The organism is Azospirillum sp. SYSU D00513 (assembly GCF_017356015.1).
Classification (GTDB): Bacteria; Pseudomonadota; Alphaproteobacteria; order Azospirillales; family Azospirillaceae; genus Azospirillum.
On sequence record NZ_JAFIQV010000006.1, the window covers coordinates 34,349 to 51,735 of the forward strand.

The 17,387-nt window shown below is 65.7% G+C and carries 15 protein-coding genes; 7 read left to right on the forward strand and 8 right to left on the reverse strand.

What is annotated here, in order from left to right; all coding sequences use genetic code 11:
* The first annotated feature begins 48 nt into the window (after positions 1–48).
* The 4 genes from JUB11_RS06350 to JUB11_RS06365 all read left to right on the forward strand — a co-directional run bounded on the left by JUB11_RS06350 (position 49) and on the right by JUB11_RS06365 (position 5,124).
* Positions 49–2,553 (forward strand): MFS transporter, encoded by a 2,505-nt coding sequence (locus JUB11_RS06350; protein ID WP_207457410.1) that lies wholly within the window; start codon positions 49–51, stop codon positions 2,551–2,553.
* Positions 2,554–2,585: 32 nt separating this feature from the next.
* Positions 2,586–4,139, forward strand: a complete 1,554-nt coding sequence (locus JUB11_RS06355) for a glutamate-cysteine ligase family protein (protein ID WP_207457412.1) — start codon at positions 2,586–2,588, stop codon at positions 4,137–4,139.
* Positions 4,140–4,192: 53 nt separating this feature from the next.
* Positions 4,193–4,507: an STAS domain-containing protein gene (locus tag JUB11_RS06360; RefSeq protein WP_207457414.1), complete on the forward strand. Its 315-nt coding sequence runs from the start codon at positions 4,193–4,195 to the stop codon at positions 4,505–4,507.
* Between the two features lie 317 nt (positions 4,508–4,824).
* Positions 4,825–5,124, forward strand: coding sequence for a Nif11-like leader peptide family natural product precursor (locus JUB11_RS06365; protein ID WP_207457416.1), 300 nt, complete (start codon positions 4,825–4,827; stop codon positions 5,122–5,124).
* On the opposite strand, the gene JUB11_RS06370 is transcribed toward JUB11_RS06365, so the two are convergent.
* From JUB11_RS06370 to JUB11_RS06390, 5 genes are all read right to left on the reverse strand, one after another.
* Positions 5,114–6,790, reverse strand: a complete 1,677-nt coding sequence (locus JUB11_RS06370) for a Na/Pi symporter (RefSeq protein WP_207457418.1) — start codon at positions 6,788–6,790, stop codon at positions 5,114–5,116. The two genes, JUB11_RS06365 and JUB11_RS06370, sit on opposite strands and share 11 nt — an antisense overlap.
* A 14-nt stretch (positions 6,791–6,804) precedes the next feature.
* The gene (locus JUB11_RS06375) at positions 6,805–7,497 is read right to left on the reverse strand and encodes a hypothetical protein (protein ID WP_207457420.1); all 693 of its coding nucleotides are present in this window, start codon (positions 7,495–7,497) and stop codon (positions 6,805–6,807) included.
* A gap of 142 nt (positions 7,498–7,639) precedes the next feature.
* Positions 7,640–8,404, reverse strand: coding sequence for an anti-sigma factor (locus tag JUB11_RS06380; protein ID WP_207457422.1), 765 nt, complete (start codon positions 8,402–8,404; stop codon positions 7,640–7,642).
* The gene (locus tag JUB11_RS06385) at positions 8,401–8,967 is read right to left on the reverse strand and encodes a sigma-70 family RNA polymerase sigma factor (RefSeq protein WP_207457424.1); all 567 of its coding nucleotides are present in this window, start codon (positions 8,965–8,967) and stop codon (positions 8,401–8,403) included. The genes JUB11_RS06380 and JUB11_RS06385 overlap by 4 nt, the downstream gene beginning before the upstream one ends.
* Before the next feature lie 89 nt (positions 8,968–9,056).
* Positions 9,057–9,848 (reverse strand): DUF4394 domain-containing protein, encoded by a 792-nt coding sequence (locus JUB11_RS06390; protein WP_207457426.1) that lies wholly within the window; start codon positions 9,846–9,848, stop codon positions 9,057–9,059.
* A gap of 986 nt (positions 9,849–10,834) precedes the next feature.
* Between JUB11_RS06390 and JUB11_RS06395 the strand changes: the two genes are divergently transcribed.
* Both JUB11_RS06395 and JUB11_RS06400 read left to right on the forward strand, forming a co-directional pair.
* Positions 10,835–11,128 carry a hypothetical protein gene (locus JUB11_RS06395; RefSeq protein ID WP_207457428.1) on the forward strand — a complete coding sequence of 98 codons (294 nt, stop codon included), beginning with the start codon at positions 10,835–10,837 and terminating at the stop codon, positions 11,126–11,128.
* A 432-nt stretch (positions 11,129–11,560) separates the two neighbouring features.
* Complete coding sequence (locus tag JUB11_RS06400; RefSeq protein ID WP_348771371.1) at positions 11,561–11,965, forward strand: MucR family transcriptional regulator; 405 nt, start codon at positions 11,561–11,563, stop codon at positions 11,963–11,965.
* A gap of 272 nt (positions 11,966–12,237) precedes the next feature.
* On the opposite strand, the gene metK is transcribed toward JUB11_RS06400, so the two are convergent.
* The 3 genes from metK to JUB11_RS06415 all read right to left on the reverse strand — a co-directional run bounded on the left by metK (position 12,238) and on the right by JUB11_RS06415 (position 15,478).
* On the reverse strand, positions 12,238–13,407 hold the full coding sequence (gene metK / locus JUB11_RS06405; protein WP_207457432.1) for a methionine adenosyltransferase: 1,170 nt from the start codon (positions 13,405–13,407) through the stop codon (positions 12,238–12,240).
* Between the two features lie 119 nt (positions 13,408–13,526).
* Positions 13,527–14,951 (reverse strand): mannose-1-phosphate guanylyltransferase/mannose-6-phosphate isomerase, encoded by a 1,425-nt coding sequence (locus tag JUB11_RS06410; protein ID WP_207457434.1) that lies wholly within the window; start codon positions 14,949–14,951, stop codon positions 13,527–13,529.
* Positions 14,952–15,031: 80 nt separating this feature from the next.
* A complete protein-coding gene (locus JUB11_RS06415; protein WP_207457436.1) occupies positions 15,032–15,478 on the reverse strand; it encodes a hypothetical protein in 447 nt (148 codons plus the stop codon).
* A gap of 431 nt (positions 15,479–15,909) precedes the next feature.
* Here JUB11_RS06415 and JUB11_RS06420 point away from each other — a divergent pair, with 431 nt between their 5' ends.
* A complete protein-coding gene (locus JUB11_RS06420) occupies positions 15,910–17,376 on the forward strand; it encodes an oligosaccharide flippase family protein (protein WP_207457438.1) in 1,467 nt (488 codons plus the stop codon).
* The last annotated feature ends 11 nt before the right edge of the window (positions 17,377–17,387 follow it).

Consider the following 17,387-nt stretch of genomic DNA (forward strand, 5'->3'; position numbering starts at 1 on the left):
ATCTGGGAAGTCGTTTGGATTTCGGACCATAGGAAGCGGGGTCGGGACATGGCGCGTCGCGGTTTGGGCGGTCTCTGGAAGGTGCTCGCCGGCAGCATCCTCATCCTGATCATCGCTCAGACCCTGAACGGCGGCCTGACGCTCGCCTCGCTGAAGAAGGTCTATTTCCAGTCTCTGGTGGCGAGCGTGAAGGTCACGGGCGCCGACGCCGTCCTGAAGATCGAGGGGGCCGTCCGTTTCGGCAAGCCGATCGAGGCCTTCTACGGCATGCAGAAGCTGGCCGAGGGCGTGAGGACGGCGCTTCCCGAACTCGACGGCATCATCCTCTCCCTGCCCGACGGGCGGGAGGCCTTCCGCCTCGAGGGCGGGGGAAAGCCCGCCGGTTCCGCCCTGGCGGCGGCCCGCGAGACCTTCGCCAGAGGCGGAACCTTCACGATGGCGGAGGAGGATGGGCGGCATCTGGCGCTCTTCGCCATCCGCACCAAGGCCGGCGCCCTGGCGGGGACGCTCGTCCTGTCCTTCTCCGACGAGGTCGTGCGCGAACGGTTCGAGGCGGCTCTCCAGGACAACCTCCGGATCCTCGGCCTCACCACCGGGGCGGCGGCACTGGCGATCCTGATGCGTTTCCTGTTCCTCGGGCGGGGCTTGCGCCAGAACCGGCTGTCGGGCGCGCAGATCTACGCCGTGCCGCTGATCGCCATCGTGGCGGCGCAAGGCTACTACTCGTTCGAGACGATCCGCAGCTTCCGCGACGAATATCTGTCCATGACCCGCGGCAACGCGGAGCGGCTGACCAACTTCGTCAAGCGGGACATCGAAACCATCCTCGGCAAGGGCATCAAGATCACCAGCCTGGTGCGGATCGAGGACCAGTTCCAGCGCATCGTCTCCAGCGTGCCGGAGATCGGCTACCTCGAGATCCGCGACACGAGCGAGGCGCTGCTCTACAAGGCCGACCAGTCCGGCAAGGTGACGGCGCCCGCACCCGCCGCCGGGGCGGACCTGCGGGATCCGGACTACGACATCTTCCTGCCGCTCCAGCCCCAGGCGGCGGACGGTAGCCGCACGCTCGCCGGCTTCATCCGCATCCACCTGTCGCCGGAACGCATCGGGGAGGGCATCCGGCAGCGCATGCTCGATTCCGGCACGCTGGTCCTGCTCGCCGCACTCGCGGTGTTCGAGCTGTCCATCCTGCTGCGGGTCTTCGTGCGCCGGTCGCTGGCCGCCGGCGAGTCCGACAGGGCGGGGGAGGAGGCGACCCGCCACATGCTGGCGCGCCCGGCCGTCTTCACCTTCCTGCTGGCCTGGGCGCTGCCTCTGTCCTTCATCCCCTTGCAGATGCAGACGCTGTACGAGCCACTGTTCGGCCTGCCGCGCCAGGTGATGATGGCGCTGCCGATCTCGCTGGAGATGCTGTGCGCGCTGTTCACGGCGCTGCTGGCGGGCGCGCTGACCGACCGGCGCGGCTGGCACGTGCCCTTCCTGGCCGGGCTGGCGATCAGCATTCTCGGCGCCCTGCTGGCCTGGAACGCCGACACGGCGGTCTCCTTCATCCTGTGCCGCGGGGTGGTCGGCCTCGGCTACGGCCTCGCCTGGATGGGCATCCAGGGTTTCGTCTTCCAGCACGGGACGCAGGCGACCCGCGCCCAGGGCGTGACGAACCTCATGGCGGGCATCTTCGCCGGCCACATCTGCGGCACGGCCATCGGCGCCATGCTCGCCGAGCAGATCGGCTTCACGCCCGTCTTCCTGCTGTCGGCCGGGGCGATGCTGGTGCCGCTCGCCTTTGCCTTCGCCTTCATGCGCCCCTACATGCACGGGCCGCTTCCCGCAGCAACCCCGGCCGCCGTGCCGGCGTCGGTGCCGGTGAGCGGCACGGCGGCGGCTCCCGCCGAGGCGCGGGTGGGCCTGCGCGCCGTGCTGTTCGACCGGAACTTCCTGGCGCTCCTCCTGTGCAGCGTCGTTCCCTTCTCGATCGCGCAGGTCGGGCTGCTCTATTATTCGCTGCCGATCTACCTGGCCGATCTCGGGGTGAATCAGTCCAACATCGGCCGCATCCTGATGATCTACGGCCTGTCGGTGATCTACATCGCCCCGATGATCAGCCGCATCGTGGACCGCACGCCGCGCAAGAAGGCCTTCATCGCGGCGGGCGGGCTGATCGGCAGCACGGGGTTGGTCTGGCTCTACGTGAACCACGGCATGCCGGCGATGGTGCTGGCCGTCTTCATGCTGAGCCTGGGAAGCTGCCTGTCCGGCGGGGCGCAGTCGGCCTTCGCGCTGAACCTGAAGTCCGTGCAGGCCTACGGCACCGGCAAGGCGATGGGCTTCCAGCGCGCCGCCGACAAGCTGGGGCAGATGCTCGGGCCGCTGATCGTCGGCGCCCTCTTCACCTCCGTCGGGATCGAGGTCGGGCTGGCCGTCACCGGCGCGATCTATCTCGCCGCGACCCTGCTGTTCCTGGCGGTGGCGGGTGAGCGCCCGCTCTGGTCGCGCCTCGCCCCGCGCGTGCCGGAGCCGGCGCTTCCCGGCACCGGGCCGGGCGCCCCCTGATCCCCGTGCAGCGCGAACCGGCAGGACCCGCCATGCCCACCCTGGGCCTCGAGATGGAAATGGCCATCGCCGACCGTGCGACGGGACGGTCCCATGCGGTGGGTCCCTTTTTCCGCACCCTGCAGGCGGTCAAGGCGGCGCGCGGGGAAAGGGCGGACCTGCAGGAGATTGACGGGCGGGACATCGCCGTCCTGACGCCCGGCATCCTCAGCTCCCTCGACAACGCCTTCAACAACCTGGAAAGCTCCATCGGGCCGGTGGAGGCCGGGCCGGGCAATCTCGCCGAGCTGGAGCGACGGGTGCGGGGAGAATTGGACGCGGTCTGTGCGTCTCTGGACCGGGAAGGGGCGACCATCCTGAACCTCTCGGAACATCCGAACCTGCCCGTCGATGACGCCCATTACCGCCGCATCCGCGCGCCCAAGCCCATCTACGATTACTGGAACGGGACGCGCGGCTGGAACCACGCCGCGGGCATTGACGCCAAGGCGCAGAACAGCCCGAGCACGGGCGTGGACTGCGCCGACGCCGTGCGGGCGCTGAACACGCTGCTGGCGCTGAGCCCGGCGCTGATCGCGCTCTTCGCCAACAGCCCCTTCGAAGCGGGGCGGCCCACCGGCCGCAAGGAAAACCGCCTGACGCTCTGGCCGCGCATGTTCGGCGGCTCCGTCTTCCCGGGCGACCGCGCGCTGCACAGCCCGCCGCAGCAGCCCTTCCGCGACCTGGCCGACCATTTCACCTGGATGTTCGGGCCGGGCACGGTGATGCAGTGCGTGCCGACCGGCCGGCAGACCGCCTACAAGACGCTGCGCGACCTGTACCACATCGACGCGGAGCCCTGCCTGCTGGACTTCCTGACGGCACCGGGCTGGAGCGGGCGCTGCATCGCGAGCGGTGCCGAAAGCACGGTTGTGCCGGCCATGCATCATGTCGAATTCCTCCAGTTCGCCGGCTTCCTCGACGCCCGCATCCGCTTCCGTTTCCGCGACGGCGCCTTCGAGGTCGAGGAGTTCCTGTCCGCCATGAGCCGCCCCGGCGGGGTCGAGGCCCTGTTCGCTGAGAGGTTGGACTGCTGTTACATGGAAGGCCGCGCGGCCGGCGCGAATTTCCCCGACCGGGAACTCGCCGATCTGCCGGACGGGCGGGTCGCGGATTCGGTGGTGATCTCCCCGTCAGCCCTCCAGGCCGGACTTCTGCGCAACCTGGGCGAAGCCTGGCGGCTCGCCGCCTCGATCCCCTGGGAGGCTCTGCCGGCCCTGCGCGAGGCGGCGATCCGGGACGGGCTCGACGGGGAGGCGGGCGAGGTGGCGCTCAAGCCGCTCTGCGCGCGCTTGGTCGAGGTGGCGGGGCGCGGGCTGGAGGCGGAGGAGCAGTGGATGCTGGCCTATCCTCTTGAAGTCCTGCGCAGCGGGCTGACCGGCGCCGACCGGGCCTTGCGCGATTACGAGCGCCTCTCCGGCACGCCGGGCGAGCGCACGCTCGCCGTGGCCCAGACGCGTGCCATCCTGTGGCCGCCCGCCGGCAATCCTGTCCCGGACCGGCCGGGAGAGCGTTTCGGCACGATGGGGGCCCCGGCATTCAGCTAGGGCGTGGCTTGGAAAGATGATAGGAACGGATCTGCCGTAAGTTGGAGCCCGCCATGAACATCAATGAGAACACCAAAGGTGACACGCTGATCCTGGCCCTGTCGGGACGGCTGGACAGCAGCAGCTCCAAGACGCTGGATGACCTGCTGACCGACCGGGTGCAGAAATCCGATTCCGTGATCGTGGACTTCAAGGAAGTCCAGTATGTGAGTTCCGCCGGGCTGCGGATCCTGCTCAAGGCCGCCAAGATCGCCAAGGGGACCGGCCACAAGCTGGCGCTGGCGCGTCTGGCGCCGCAGATCCGCGAGGTCTTCGACATCAGCGGATTCACCAGCATCTTCACCATCCTTGACGAATTGCCCGAGTGAGGGGCGGCGTGCGCCGCCCCGGTGCCTTCGAAATGCCGGGGCCGGAGCCTCGAATCAGGCAATCAAAACTGTAACGGCGGTGCCTGCGCAGATCCTGTCGGGAGTAATGCCGCCACGCGGGACGGGCTTTGGTCTGGCCTCTTGGCGCGCTGTTCCATTTATTGTTGCGGCATCGCAATAAAGTGCGCTGTCATCGCGTCGTGGGAACGGAAACGCACGGTGATATTCAACGCGTTTCTGGTTGACGATTTTTCGTCTTCTGGCAGTGTGGCCACTACTCCTAAATCGCAATTCCCAACCCTGATTGGAGAAGGTCCATGGCCGGCACGAACGCGGAATTGGAAAAGCTGAAGTCCCTGGTCGAGTCCAACCCCGACGCCCTGAAGGGCGCCGCCGGATCGGGCGACGTGAAGGAAGCGTCCAAGGCCCTGGCGCATTACGCCTCCTCGAAAGGCATCAGCCTGACGCCCGAGGAGATCGAGAAGGCCTTCTCCGAGAATCCGGGCTCGGGCGCGTCGGTCGAAGCGCTGGACGACGACGCGCTGGACAAGGTGTCCGGTGGCGGCTCGCCCTGGTGCATCTTCACCGACGGCTGCTATTGCTTCTTCACGAAGTGACCCGGAGGTCGAGTTCTCCCATATCGACCGCCCGATATGGGAGCGCCTGGCCGTCCGGCAGCAGCATGAGGTACCGGCGGAGCAGCCAGACATTGCGCTCGAACAGCATGGTCAGGGGATAGAGCGCTGCCTGCTGGTTGCGCTCCAGCCCTTTCTCCAGCAGGCGGCGGCGCATGCCGTCGAGCAGCTCCGACTTGTCGGCGGTCACGGCCAGCAACGTCTCCCGCCGGTGCGGGTCATGCTCGGCGACCTCCTCGGCCAGCTCCTCCAGGAGGGCGTGCAGGCTTTCCGCGATCCCGGCGGCGAAGCGGGGCAGGGGGCCATCGGGTGGGCTTTCGAGCGGGCCCTCGCCGGGTGCGTCCAGCCCCTCGATCACGGCGACGAGGTCGCGCGTCCCGTCCATCAGCCCGCCCAAGATTTCGTTGCGGTTCTGCAGATGGATGATCCGCTCCAGCAGGTCGCGCGGGGGCGCGCCGGCGAGCAGGTCGGTGAGGGCGCCGTCCACCTCCGCCGCCACGGCGCGGCCGGCCTCGTGCAGGGTCCGGTAATCGTGCGGCGCCTCGGTCCCTGTGTCGGTGCGGACGTTGTCCAGCATCTCCGTCAGGAAGGGCAGGAGCCGCAGATGCTCGCGCTCGACCAGGGCCGGCACGCCGGCCGGATCGCTCAGCGCGCCCTCGAACAGGAAATGCGGACGCGACAGCTCCTCCTCCACCGTCGGCGGCGTGGCGCGCTCCACCATTGCATAGAGCAGCCGCATAACGGCGGTCACCGCCACGGCGGACACGACCTGCACCACCAAATAGAGCCAGGCGATCCGCTCCGCCAGCGTGTCGAATCCGGCGCGCAGGGCGTGCATGACCAGGGGCACCTCCAGCCCGGTTTCGACCAGGAAGAGCGGAACCAGCACCGCTACCCCGGCCAGCTTCGTGAAGAGCTGAAGGTCGGCCAGACGCTTGGGGGTGCCGTGCAGGTTGCTCGCCATGAACCAGACCGACAGGCCGGAGCCCAGGCTCGCCCCATAGACGATCATCACCGCCTGTTCCGTCGCCAGCAGCCCGACCGAGACCATGGCCACGGCGATCACCGACACGGTGGAGGAGGACTGCGCCACGAGGCTCAGCAGGGCGCCGATCAGGAAGGCGATCAGAGGGGACTCGGCGGAGAAGCCGACGAACTCCCGCACGATCTCAAGTTCGCGCAGGGGTGCGGCCCCGGCCTTCACCAGGTTGAGCCCGAGAAACAGCAACCCGATGCCGAGCAGCGCCCCGACCGCGTTGCGGAACCGAGCCGACTTGTCCATCTCCATCTGATAGAGGACGCCGGTCACCCCCACCAGGAACAGGGCGATCAGCCGCAGGTCCAGCGCCGCCATCAGCACAAGGAGCGAGGTGCCGACATTCGCCCAGACGATGATCGGCACCGCCCGGCGCACCTCCACCACCCCGGCGGCGGCGAGGTTGATCACGATGAAGGTGACGGCGTTGGTGCTCTGCGTCAGGGCGCCGGCCAGCGTGCCGACCAGCCCCGACAGCCAGGGAGACCGGGTGCTGCGCGTCATCAGCCCGCGCAGCCGCCGGCCGCCCATCTGCTTCAGGTTGGCGCCGATCAGCTTCACGCCGATGAAGAAAAGCCCGAGGCCGCCGAAGATCGCCGCGACGATGTCCATTCCGCTACCGGCCCTTACACGTCGCGTTCGCGGCGGATCGCCGCGCGCAGGAACAGCCCGACCAGCAGGACGCAGGCGACGAGGCCCCAGGTCGCCACCCGCCGCAGCCCGTCGTAGCGCGCCGTCGATTCCGTCTCGAGCGTCCGGCGGACCGCGAACACCTCGTCCCGGATGCCGTCGGCGAAGACGTTCAGCTCGGCGTCCAGCGTCCGGTCGACGCCGCGCAGCTCCTGGTCGGCGCGGGCCAGCGCCTCGCGCGGATGGGTGGCCAGTGCCTCGCCGTAGCGGACGCTCACCGCGCGGTGCGCCTCGCGAAGCCCTGCCGCAGCAGCGCTCGGCGCCTCCCCGTCCGTGCCCTCGGCGAGCCGGCCCAGCAGATCGGCGACGCGTCCGTCCTCTTCGCGGAAGGCCGCCAGATAACGCTCATACTGCGCGTCGTCGCCGCCGCGCAGCAGCAGGTTCTTCCATTCCTGGACCTGCTTTTTGAAATGGACCTGCGCGCCGCGCGCCTCGTCCAGCCGGACGAGCAGCATCTCGACCCGCCGCATGTCGCCCAGATAGGACTTGTGCGCGTAATAGAGCCCGAACATCCCGATCAGCGCCGTCGTCGTGATCGCGACGCCCAACAACCCCGCCAGCGGCACGAGCGTGCGCGTCTTGCTCCGCCGCGCCGGGCGCGAGGGCCGGCTCAAACTCTCGGTGCTCATTCCTTCGGCCGCCTGCCGCCTGTGTCCGGTTCGGCGGATCATACAGCGCTACCACGAAAGCGCCGAAGCGCTTCCATGTGAAAGATTTATGAAGAGGAGGGCGGCCAGCGTCTCCACTCTGCGCCGGATGGTTGTCCCTGCGCTAAAGCGGTGCGGAGGCCGTGCCCTTCATGAGGATCGGTCCGGTCGGGCGCCCGGTCGGGGATCCGGTGCTGGGTTCCAGGGTGATCTCGAACAGCTGTCCCTCGTCGGTCCGCGGCAGCTCATCCAGGTTCAGCCGCACCGTGCGGGCTTCGTCGATCAGGCCGATGGACACCGGACCGCGCGCCCGGTCCCACAAGGTCCAGATCTCCAGCGCCCGGCCGGCGGGAACGTCGATCGGCGCCAGGGGCACGAGTTCCGCGCGCCCGTCCCTGAAGGTATGAACGACGGCGGCGGGCTCGCGCGAGTCGGTGAGCAGCACGGCGATCATCGCCGGCTTGCGGCCGAGCTGCACGGCCGCCACACTCAGGGCGACGGACAGCAGGACCGCGGCGGCGCTCGCGGCAAGCCCGATGCCCCGCCAGAAGCCGAGGCTGCGCCAGAGACGGGACAGGGCCGGCTCCGGCTGCGCTTTCCGTTCCGGCCAAGCCGCTTCCGCCCGTACCGTTTCCGTCCGGATGCCCGCCGCCGGCTGCGCCGTTGCGGGTGCGTCGAGGCCGGCCTCGATGCGGGTCCACAATCCCTGGGGGAGGGGGAGGGACGGGGCCGTCCGGTCCAGTTCCGACAGACGCTCCCGCCAGTCCGCCACATGGGCGGCGTAGGCCGGGTCCTCGGCCAGGAGCCGTTCCGCCTCCTGCATGTCCCGCGGATCCAGCAGGCCCAGAACATAGGCTGCCGCGAACGCGTCGCGATCGTCCGCCGTCATCCCATGCACTCCTTGAGGACGGACAGCGACCGCCTGATCCAGGATTTGACCGTTCCGAGCGGCACGCCGATCCGGCCGGCCAGCTCGCCGTGGCTGAGCCCGTTCCCATAGGCGAGCACGATGGCGTCGCGCCGCGCGGGGTCGAGCTTTTCCAGGCACCGCCTCAGGCGTCCGTTCTCCGAGAGCCGCATGATCATGGCATCCGGCTTGTCCTCCTCGCTGAGGAGGCCCATCGGCTCGAAGTCGTCGACGAGGTCGGTGCGGACTTCCCCGCGCAGGATGTTCAGGGCGCGGTGGCGCAGGATGGCGAAGAGCCAGCCCCGCGCGCTTCCGCGCGCCGGATCGAAGCTGGCCGCGTGGCGCCAGACCTGGAGGAAGGTGTCGTGCACGGCCTCTTCCGCCAGGGCCGGGCGCCGCAGCATCCGCTGGGCGACGCCGAGCATGCGCCCGGCCTCGCCCTCGTAGATCTTCCGCAACGCCGCACGGTCGCCCCCGGCGCAGCGTTGAAGGGCTCTGCCGAGTTCGTCCTCGTCCAGGGCGGAGTCCTCCGAGCTTACTGTCATTCCGGCTTCCGGGCAGCGTTGGTCCGTATCGTTATCGACGCTGCCGCCGAGTTCGGCAACCCTTCCAAGAGTCGTGGAAGGGCGGAGATTCACCGCGCCGCCGGAAGCACGGCGATGTCCATGAACTCGTCCGTCGCGCCGGTGACCTTGCCCACGCTCTTCGCCTGGCCGGTCGCGAGGTCGATGCGGTGCAGGGTCCCGCCCGTCAGCAGCCAGCCGACGTTCCGCATCGCGCCATCGCCCGCCGTCTCGTTCGCGATGTCGAAGGCCATGCCCGACCCCGTCACGCCGAGCTTGCCGACCGTGCCCAGGATGCCATCGTTCGGCGGTGCCTGCTTCACCAGGAGCCCGGACGCGGCGTCCAGGTCGAAGAGTGCGGTTTCCTTCGCGCCCTTCATGGAATTGGTGTAGGCGCCGGCGGCGATGCTGGGCGTCATTCCCCGGTTCGTGTCGGCGTCCGCGTAGCGGAGCATGCCGTCCTTCGTCGTCATGCCGTCATCGACGTTGACGCGCAGGTTGGTTCCGTCGGACCCCATCACCCGCAGGCGGTCCGCCACGGGATTGAAGTCCACCGTCACGCGTGCACCGGCGGCGGGCATCACGCTCAGGGCCGATTTGCGCATGACCGTTCCGGCACGGGTGTCGATGGCGTAAAGCGTACCGTTCCTCGACAGACCGTAGAGCATTCCGTCGGCCGGCCGGACGTCGATCCCGACGATCTCCGAATCCGTGCCGTTGAGGGTCATGATGCGCCCGATGGTCATCGAGCCGGTGTCGATCATGGCGATGCGCGAGGAACCGGCCAGTGCGGCGAGCGTGTCGGCGTGGGCGGGAGCGGTGAGCGCAAGGGCGGCGACGGCGGCGAGGATCATGCTCTTCATCTCGGATCTCCGATCACAGTTCAGCCAACGGGTGGCCTGTGCCGCCTATAGTCGGAGCCCCCCGCCTTTGGATGCACGACGGCGAAAGTTTATTTTTGGACCGGCGGGCGCGGGTGCGCATCGTACTGGTCAACAGCGTCATGACACGGCCTCAACGGACCCGCAGAGGGCCTGGCACCTGCCGACCGGGGTCATGCCGCAGTGGTCGCGGCTTGCCTGTTTGCCGGTCCCAAAAGGCTGTCCGCCCTCGGAACTCCGAGGGACCGGCGCCGCTCAACGTCCGATATGATAAGGGACGCGGTTAAGATTCCAAACGGCCCGTTCGTACCGAAAGCATAAACGCAAATGATCCTATCGGGGTATTCATGCTGGCGATGCGGTTGCAAGTGCCCTGCTGTCGGCCGACTATTTTGACCCGCAGGAGAACTCAAATTAGGAATACCCCGTTCGTTCATTTGGCTTCGGCCTCGCTTAAGACAGCTGCGGGGCGAACGGACATCCGATTGCGCGCTTCATTTTAAAATGCTGTTAAGTAATTGCTCCGAACGCCTTGCTAAGGATGGGGCATAGTGCGGTAATTGCAGCTGGAACCTTGTTGCGGTGCGGTAGGATGCGGATTCAGAGTAGCTGGACGATACGCCTGCTTTTCACAATGAATTGCATATCTTTCCCTTTGTTCCCTGCGGCTTGCTCGGGGATGGTCAGCCGTGAGGTTAGAATGGCGTGCTTTCATTTGAAAAGGGGTTCACTATCGAAAGTATACGCGCTGTTCCTCATCAAAATAGGGTTATATCGTGAAGCTAGTTGCCTATGGATGAGTGCATCAGATAGGAAGTTCAGGACCGGGCGGCCTTTTAAATCGAGGGAAATAAAAGACCGCTCGCTTCGCTCTGAACATATGCTTTTGATCAGAGCGCCCTCCAGACAACATCCAGTCAGAAAGCTTTCAAACGCCATGAAGCGGAATAAGCGGAGGCTAATTCAAAATGTCGAAAAAGTCTGAATACACTCTTTGCTACACTCTGAATGGCAGCGCTTATTACGAGGAAATACAAGGCGTCGACAGGGCAAAGGACCAAGTCGCGATGCTTGCGAGCTGTGGTGCGACGGAAGTCGAGGTCCTGGACATGCGCGGCGCTCTTGCTCCGGTCCATGATCGGCTCATTCGGCATTTTTACAAACATTCTGCCAATGACCGCGTGGGTGAGGATAATAAGGTCATCCGCCTGCCGCGCAAAACGAAGAATTTATGCAATGGAACGAGCGCGCTGGCCGACTGAAGCATCATGAACGCAGGCAACCAGACCGTATGACCGCTCTTATGAAAACCTGCAGGCACATGATGTCAGGTTTTTTGAGAGCATGTCGTAACAGGTCGTGGATTCCAGGCCGATAATATCGGGGTGGTTTTTAAAAGCGAGTTGCCTGAAAGCTGCGGTCCCATAGGCTGGACAGTCTCCATATCACGCCAGTATTGTGTTCAAATCATGGCGTGTGTGGCGGTCGGGGCTCCCACACCGCGTTCTGCCGGATGTTCCGCTTTCCACGACGGCTCAACCGACGCCCGCGCTCCCTCCGTGCTCTCTTCGGCAGGGATGCCGATCCCGCTGCCTGTCGCGTTCGAAAGAAAACGCGACAGGCGTTCAAAGCATGCTGGTCTCTACGTTGGCCAACGCAGAAAACATGCAGGCAAAACATGCAGGGAGGTCAAGGTGGACACCAAGCTTCGAAAGCTTACGGTCGAGATCGTTGCTGGTTACCTTGCCGGAAATCCGCTGAACGCCGATGACCTTCCAACGCTTATCGGCACCGTCTACGACGCGCTGAGCGGCCTTGGGAAGGAAGAGGAGCCTCCGGCGGAGGCAACGAAGCTTATCCCCGCCGTGCCGCTCCGCAGGAGCGTGACCGCGGATTACATCGTGTGCCTCGAATGCGGAGCGCGAAACGCGATCATGAAGCGCCATCTTCGCACATGGCACGGCATGGGTGAGGAGGAATACCGGACGCGCTGGGGACTGCCGTCGAGCTATCCCATGGTGGCCCCGAACTACAGCACGGCGCGGTCCAATATGGCCAAAGCGTTCGGCCTTGGAAAGCATCGTTCCAGGGAAAGCTGAATTCCAGCGCGTTGCCCGTTGTCGCCGCTCCGTCATGCCGCCGGTGGCAGGGACGCCCATGACAAAGGCAGCGCTGGGGATTGGAAATGGGGCGGGGGAAGCCTTCCGGATTGCCCCGGCGATGCCGCTCCACGGTTCATCCCGCACGCCCCATCATATCGACAAGGCCCAAACGTGATCGGCACGTTCGCGGGCGGCATGTCCGTTCCGGCCGATCCGGCATTGATCTTGGATCCGCGGCCCTGCGCCACGTGGGAGGAGGCGGCAGGCCCTCAGTAGAAGGCGGTGTGCAGGTCGTGCGCAAGGTCGGTGCGCTCCCAGGAGAAGCCGCCGTCGGCGTCCGGCTCGCGGCCGAAATGGCCGTAGGCGGCGGTGCGGGCGTAGATCGGCCGGTTCAGCCCGAGATGCGTGCGGATGCCGCGCGGGCTGAGGTCGACCAGCTGCTGGAGGACGACCGACAGGCGGTCCTCGTCCACCCTGCCGGTGCCGTAGGTGTCCACATAGACCGACAGCGGCTTGGACACGCCGATGGCGTAGGAGACCTGGATCGTGCAGCGGTCGGCCAGCCCGGCCGCCACCACGTTCTTGGCGAGGTAGCGCGCGGCGTAGGCGGCCGAGCGGTCCACCTTGGTCGGGTCCTTGCCCGAGAAGGCGCCGCCGCCGTGCGGGGCCGCCCCGCCGTAGGTGTCCACGATGATCTTGCGCCCGGTCAGGCCGGCGTCGCCGTCCGGGCCGCCGATGACGAAGCGGCCGGTCGGGTTGACGTAGAAGCTGTCCTCGCCGCACATCCAGCCTTCCGGCAGGATCTTCAGGATGTGCGGGCGCACCAGCTCGCGCACCTCCTCCTGCGACACGCCCTCGGCGTGCTGGGTGGAGACCACCACGGCGGTGGCGCGGACCGGCTTGCCGTTCTCGTACTGGAGGGTCACCTGGCTCTTGGCGTCGGGGCCGAGCCAGGGAGCCGCACCGGAGTGGCGTGCGTCGGCCAGCGACTTCAGGATGGCGTGGCTGTAGTGGATCGGGGCCGGCATCAGGGCCGGCGTCTCGCGGCAGGCGTAGCCGAACATGATGCCCTGGTCGCCGGCGCCCTCGTCCTTGTTGCCGGCGGCGTCCACGCCGACGGCGATGTCGGCCGACTGGGAGTGGACGAAGCACTTCACGTCCATGTTCTTCCAGTGGAAGCCGTCCTGCTCGTAGCCGATGCCCTTCACCGCCTCGCGCGCCACCTCGACCAGCCGGTCGGCGGTGATGGAGGCCGGGCCGCGCACCTCGCCGGCCAGAACCACCTGGTTGGTCGTGGCCATCGTCTCGACCGCGACGCGGGCGTAGGGATCCTGGGACAGGTACAGGTCGACGATGGCATCGGAAATGCGGTCGCAGACCTTGTCCGGATGACCTTCGGACACGGACTCGCTGGTGAAATTGTATCTGCCTGCTTTCATGGCGCATCTCCTTTTGCAAATAATGCGTCGGACCGAAAGGTGCTTGCTCGCGATTGCTCCGGGGCCTTCCTGGCGGTCGTTCCTCCGGGACCGTCCGGTCCGGAGGAACGACCCACCTTTCAGGCACGGCCGTAGGTGTCGTCGATGCGGATGATGTCGTCCTCGCCGAGATAGGAGCCCGACTGCACCTCGATCAGGCACAAGGGCACCTTGCCGGGATTCTCGAGGCGGTGGACCGTGCCCATCGGAATGTGGACGGACTGGTTCTCATAGACGGTGAGCGTCTCATCGCCACGCGTGACCAGGGCGGTGCCCTGGACCACCACCCAATGTTCGGCGCGGTGATGATGCTTTTGCAGGGACAGCCTCGCGCCGGGGAGCACGGTCAGGTTCTTCACCTGGAAGCGTGCGCCGGCATGGACCGACTGGAAGGAACCCCAGGGGCGGTGGACCTTCCGATGGGAGACCGGTTCGGGGCGCCCCTGCCTCTTCAGCCGCTCCACCACGGCCTTCACGTTCTGCACCTTGTCCTTGCCGGCCACGAGAACGGCGTCGTCGGTCACCACGACGATGACGTCGTTCAGCCCGACGACCGCGGTCAGGTGTTCCTCGCTGCGGATGTAGCAGTTGCGGGCATCCTCCGTGACCACGTCGCCGACGGCGACGTTGCCGTGATCGTCCTTGGCCCCGATCTCCCACAGGGCGCCCCAGCCGCCGACGTCGGTCCAACCCGGATCGCAGGGCACGACGACCGCCTTGTCGGTGAACTCCATCACCGCGTTGTCGATGGAGAGGGAAGGGGCGGCCTCGAACGCCTGTCGCTCGAGCCGGAAGAAGTCGAGGTCGGCGCAGCCCCCGGCCAGGGCCGCCCGGGCCGCCTTCAGCACGTCCGGAGCGTAGCGCTCCAGCTCGGTGAGGAGCAGGCCTGCCGGGAACAGGAACATGCCGCTGTTCCAGCTGTGCTCGCCGCCCGCCACGAAGCGTTCCGCCATCGCGCGCTCCGGCTTTTCGACGAACTCGGCCACCTGATGGACGCCGTGCCGGCCGGGAACCGCGCGACCGCGCCGGATGTAGCCGTAGCCGGTTTCCGGTCGGGTCGGGGCGATGCCGAAGGTGACGAGATGCCCTGCGAGTGCTGCCTCCGCCGCTTTGTCCACCGCCTCCAGCAAGGCCGCGGTGTCATGGATGCGATGGTCCGCCGGAAGCACGAGCATCAAGGCATCGGGCTCGGTTTCCGCCGCGCGCAACGCCGCGACGGCGCAGGCTGCCGCCGTGTTGCGCCCGGCAGGCTCCAGAATGATCGCGCCCGGCGTGACGCCGGTCTGGCGAAGCTGTTCGGCGATCGAGAAGCGGTGCTCCTGATTGCAGATGACCAGAGGCGCCGCGAAGCGTCCGGCGCCGGAAACGCGAAGCGCCGTTTCCTGGAGCATGGACTTCTCCGAGCAGAGGCTCAAAAGCTGTTTCGGGTAAAGCTCCCGAGACATCGGCCACAGCCGCATGCCGGCGCCGCCGGACAGTAGGACAGGAAGGATTCGGTTGGGCATGGTTTTCCTCCTTTGAGGATGACCTGTTCTGGGAGATTCAGCGCAAAGCCCCTTACAGTTCACGGATAAGGGTCCGGCTTTTAAAAAAGAGGATCTTTTTGCAGGGAATGCCTTGAAGAATACCCGTGTTGGCATGCTTTGAATTTGAAAAAGAAGATGGGGATGCAGCCGAGCGATCTGTCTCTTGATCGGCTGTAATGTTTAACGCTTGTGTCGCGTTCATGCTTTTTAAAACATAGAGCGGGCAGTTCAAGCGCATTGTTGTGATCCATTGAAAAACCTGGCCAACTGAGCTTCTTTGCCTCTTTTGAGAGGATGCGCTCATGTTCCAAGCTGCTCCAATCGGATAGGCCATGGCTGAAAATTTTAAAACACCTGGAATTCTCTCCTTCAGTTGCGTTAAAGAACCCTGCGGCTCCATCTTGCAAACGCATGAACGACTGGGAAATCCAGGAAAGCGGCGGATGCCCCCGCTCTTCGGGATGCCGTTTGCGGATAGCCGTTGTCCTTGGCAATCCGGCTTTCATGTGTCCGGGATGAATCAGGAGGGCTGCTGCTTTCCCACTTATGTTTAAGAATATACCTCATTATCGGGCGAGCATCGGGATGGAAGGTCAGGGATTCCTTGCTCAATCAGATAATGAGCGATTTGTGTATTGACTCGAAATTATTGCGTTACGTACTCTGGATTTGTCGATTTTTGGCAGTCTATTGGCGGATTTCAAACACATCCGCCGGCTATGACAGTGTCACAGAGGTCCCCTTTAAAATGAAAAAGTAAGCAAAAGTGCCCCCTGAGGCCAGCGTCATGCGGTGTGACCTTGGCGATGCTCATGTGGTCGGGGCTTTTTCAAAACCAGGGTCTTAAAAGAAAAAACATCCCGCCACTCCCGCTGCGGAGCAACGGCGTCGCTGTTCCTTTCAAAGTCAAAAGACGTTGTCGGGAAGGACATCCTTCATGAGAAAAAGAATTGCCTTCTTTTTAAAGAAGGCCAAGGCGAAGCACGGGGACGAGCCGCGGCTTCCAACGCCTGAAGCCTCGGGCGTCTCCGGAAAACCGCCGGCCGCAACGTCACCGGCGCCCCGAACGCAAGGCAACTTCGCACGGGATGGGGCCGCAACCATCGCCATGACCCTGTTGACCTTGAGCGTCGGGCTGCTGACGGGAATGCTCATCGCCCGTACGCTTGGCCCGGAGGGGCGCGGCGCGCTGACCGCCGTGCTCACCGTGCCGCAAGTGCTCGGCTGGCTGTTCGGAATGGGCTGCGGAAAGGCCGTCACCTATTTCCTGTCCCGCGACGGGACTATTGCCGGACGGCTTTTCACGACCTGGGTCGTGATGCTCCTTCCGGTCGCCGCGATCGCCGTGGTCGCCGGTGAACTGATGCTCCCCGCGCTGCTTTCCGCGCAGTCCGAGGAAACGCTGCAGATCGCAAGGATCTACGTCCCGATCATCGTGGTGGCCCTGCTTTCGGAATTGGTCCTCGGCATCGTTCTCGGCGAGCAGAGATTCTTTTATTTCAATGTGTTGAACTTCGTTCAGCCCGCCGGAACGGCGGCGATATATCTCGTGCTCTGGCTGCATGGCGATTTCACCGTCCGGAATGCGGTCTTCGCCCAGGGGTTCATGAGCAGCCTCGTCCTGGTCGCGGCCTCGGCGGGTGTCCTGAAACGGCATGGGCTGGCGCGTCCCGACTTTCGGTTGGGCCGGGCCACTCTGTGGTATGCGCTCCGCACCCATGGCGAAATCGTCAGCGGCGTGGTCACGCAGCGGCTCGACCTTCTCATCATTCCGGCCTTTCTGACCGCCGCCAGCGTTGGATACTACGCTCTCGCCACGAGCCTCGCCTGGCTGTTCGTCAGCGTCTCCGGAGCCTTGGCCACGATCGTGATGCCCGCGGCGGCGAAAAGAGGCGAGCGTGGCCGTGAACTGATTCTCAAGACGCTGCATTTCACGGTCGCGCTCGGCCTGGTGACGGGCGGCGGTCTCTTCGTGCTTGCCGACCATGCGATACGGATCGTCTATGGGGAAGACTTCGCCGAAAGCGTCCTCCTGCTGCGAATACTTCTACCGGGAGCGGTGCTGTACGCGGCGGCTGGCATCCTGCTGAATGGACTCTACGCCGAGAACCGGCCCTTCACCGCAACGTTGGCCCAGTCGCTTGGCATGATCGTGACGGTGGTCGGCCTGTTCCTTTTCCTGCCGGTCGGCGGCGTGCTTGCCGCGGCGATCATATCCACCACCGCCTACACGCTCGTCTTCCTGACGACGGCCATGCAGTACCGCAGGGCCGCCGATCTGGACTGGAGCGCTTTCTGGCCGCCCGCCTCGACTTTCAAGGCGGCGTTGGAGCCGGTCCGGTCGATGCTCCACCGGCATCTTCCCGCACGCTCGCCGGCCCGCGCCGAGGAAATGGGCGATTGATTTAACAAGCG

Excerpts from the sequence above, each read along its gene's own strand:
- JUB11_RS06350 (WP_207457410.1), top strand. The coding sequence starts at position 49 with ATGGCGCGTCGCGGTTTGGGCGGTCTCTGGAAGGTGCTCGCCGGCAGC.
- JUB11_RS06355 (WP_207457412.1), top strand. The coding sequence starts at position 2,586 with ATGCCCACCCTGGGCCTCGAGATGGAAATGGCCATCGCCGACCGTGCG.
- JUB11_RS06360 (WP_207457414.1), top strand. The coding sequence starts at position 4,193 with ATGAACATCAATGAGAACACCAAAGGTGACACGCTGATCCTGGCCCTG.
- JUB11_RS06365 (WP_207457416.1), top strand. The coding sequence starts at position 4,825 with ATGGCCGGCACGAACGCGGAATTGGAAAAGCTGAAGTCCCTGGTCGAG.
- JUB11_RS06370 (WP_207457418.1), bottom strand. The coding sequence starts at position 6,790 with ATGGACATCGTCGCGGCGATCTTCGGCGGCCTCGGGCTTTTCTTCATC.
- JUB11_RS06375 (WP_207457420.1), bottom strand. The coding sequence starts at position 7,497 with ATGAGCACCGAGAGTTTGAGCCGGCCCTCGCGCCCGGCGCGGCGGAGC.
- JUB11_RS06380 (WP_207457422.1), bottom strand. The coding sequence starts at position 8,404 with ATGACGGCGGACGATCGCGACGCGTTCGCGGCAGCCTATGTTCTGGGC.
- JUB11_RS06385 (WP_207457424.1), bottom strand. The coding sequence starts at position 8,967 with ATGACAGTAAGCTCGGAGGACTCCGCCCTGGACGAGGACGAACTCGGC.
- JUB11_RS06390 (WP_207457426.1), bottom strand. The coding sequence starts at position 9,848 with ATGAAGAGCATGATCCTCGCCGCCGTCGCCGCCCTTGCGCTCACCGCT.
- JUB11_RS06395 (WP_207457428.1), top strand. The coding sequence starts at position 10,835 with ATGTCGAAAAAGTCTGAATACACTCTTTGCTACACTCTGAATGGCAGC.
- metK (WP_207457432.1), bottom strand. The coding sequence starts at position 13,407 with ATGAAAGCAGGCAGATACAATTTCACCAGCGAGTCCGTGTCCGAAGGT.
- JUB11_RS06410 (WP_207457434.1), bottom strand. The coding sequence starts at position 14,951 with ATGCCCAACCGAATCCTTCCTGTCCTACTGTCCGGCGGCGCCGGCATG.
- JUB11_RS06415 (WP_207457436.1), bottom strand. The coding sequence starts at position 15,478 with ATGAAAGCCGGATTGCCAAGGACAACGGCTATCCGCAAACGGCATCCC.
- JUB11_RS06420 (WP_207457438.1), top strand. The coding sequence starts at position 15,910 with ATGAGAAAAAGAATTGCCTTCTTTTTAAAGAAGGCCAAGGCGAAGCAC.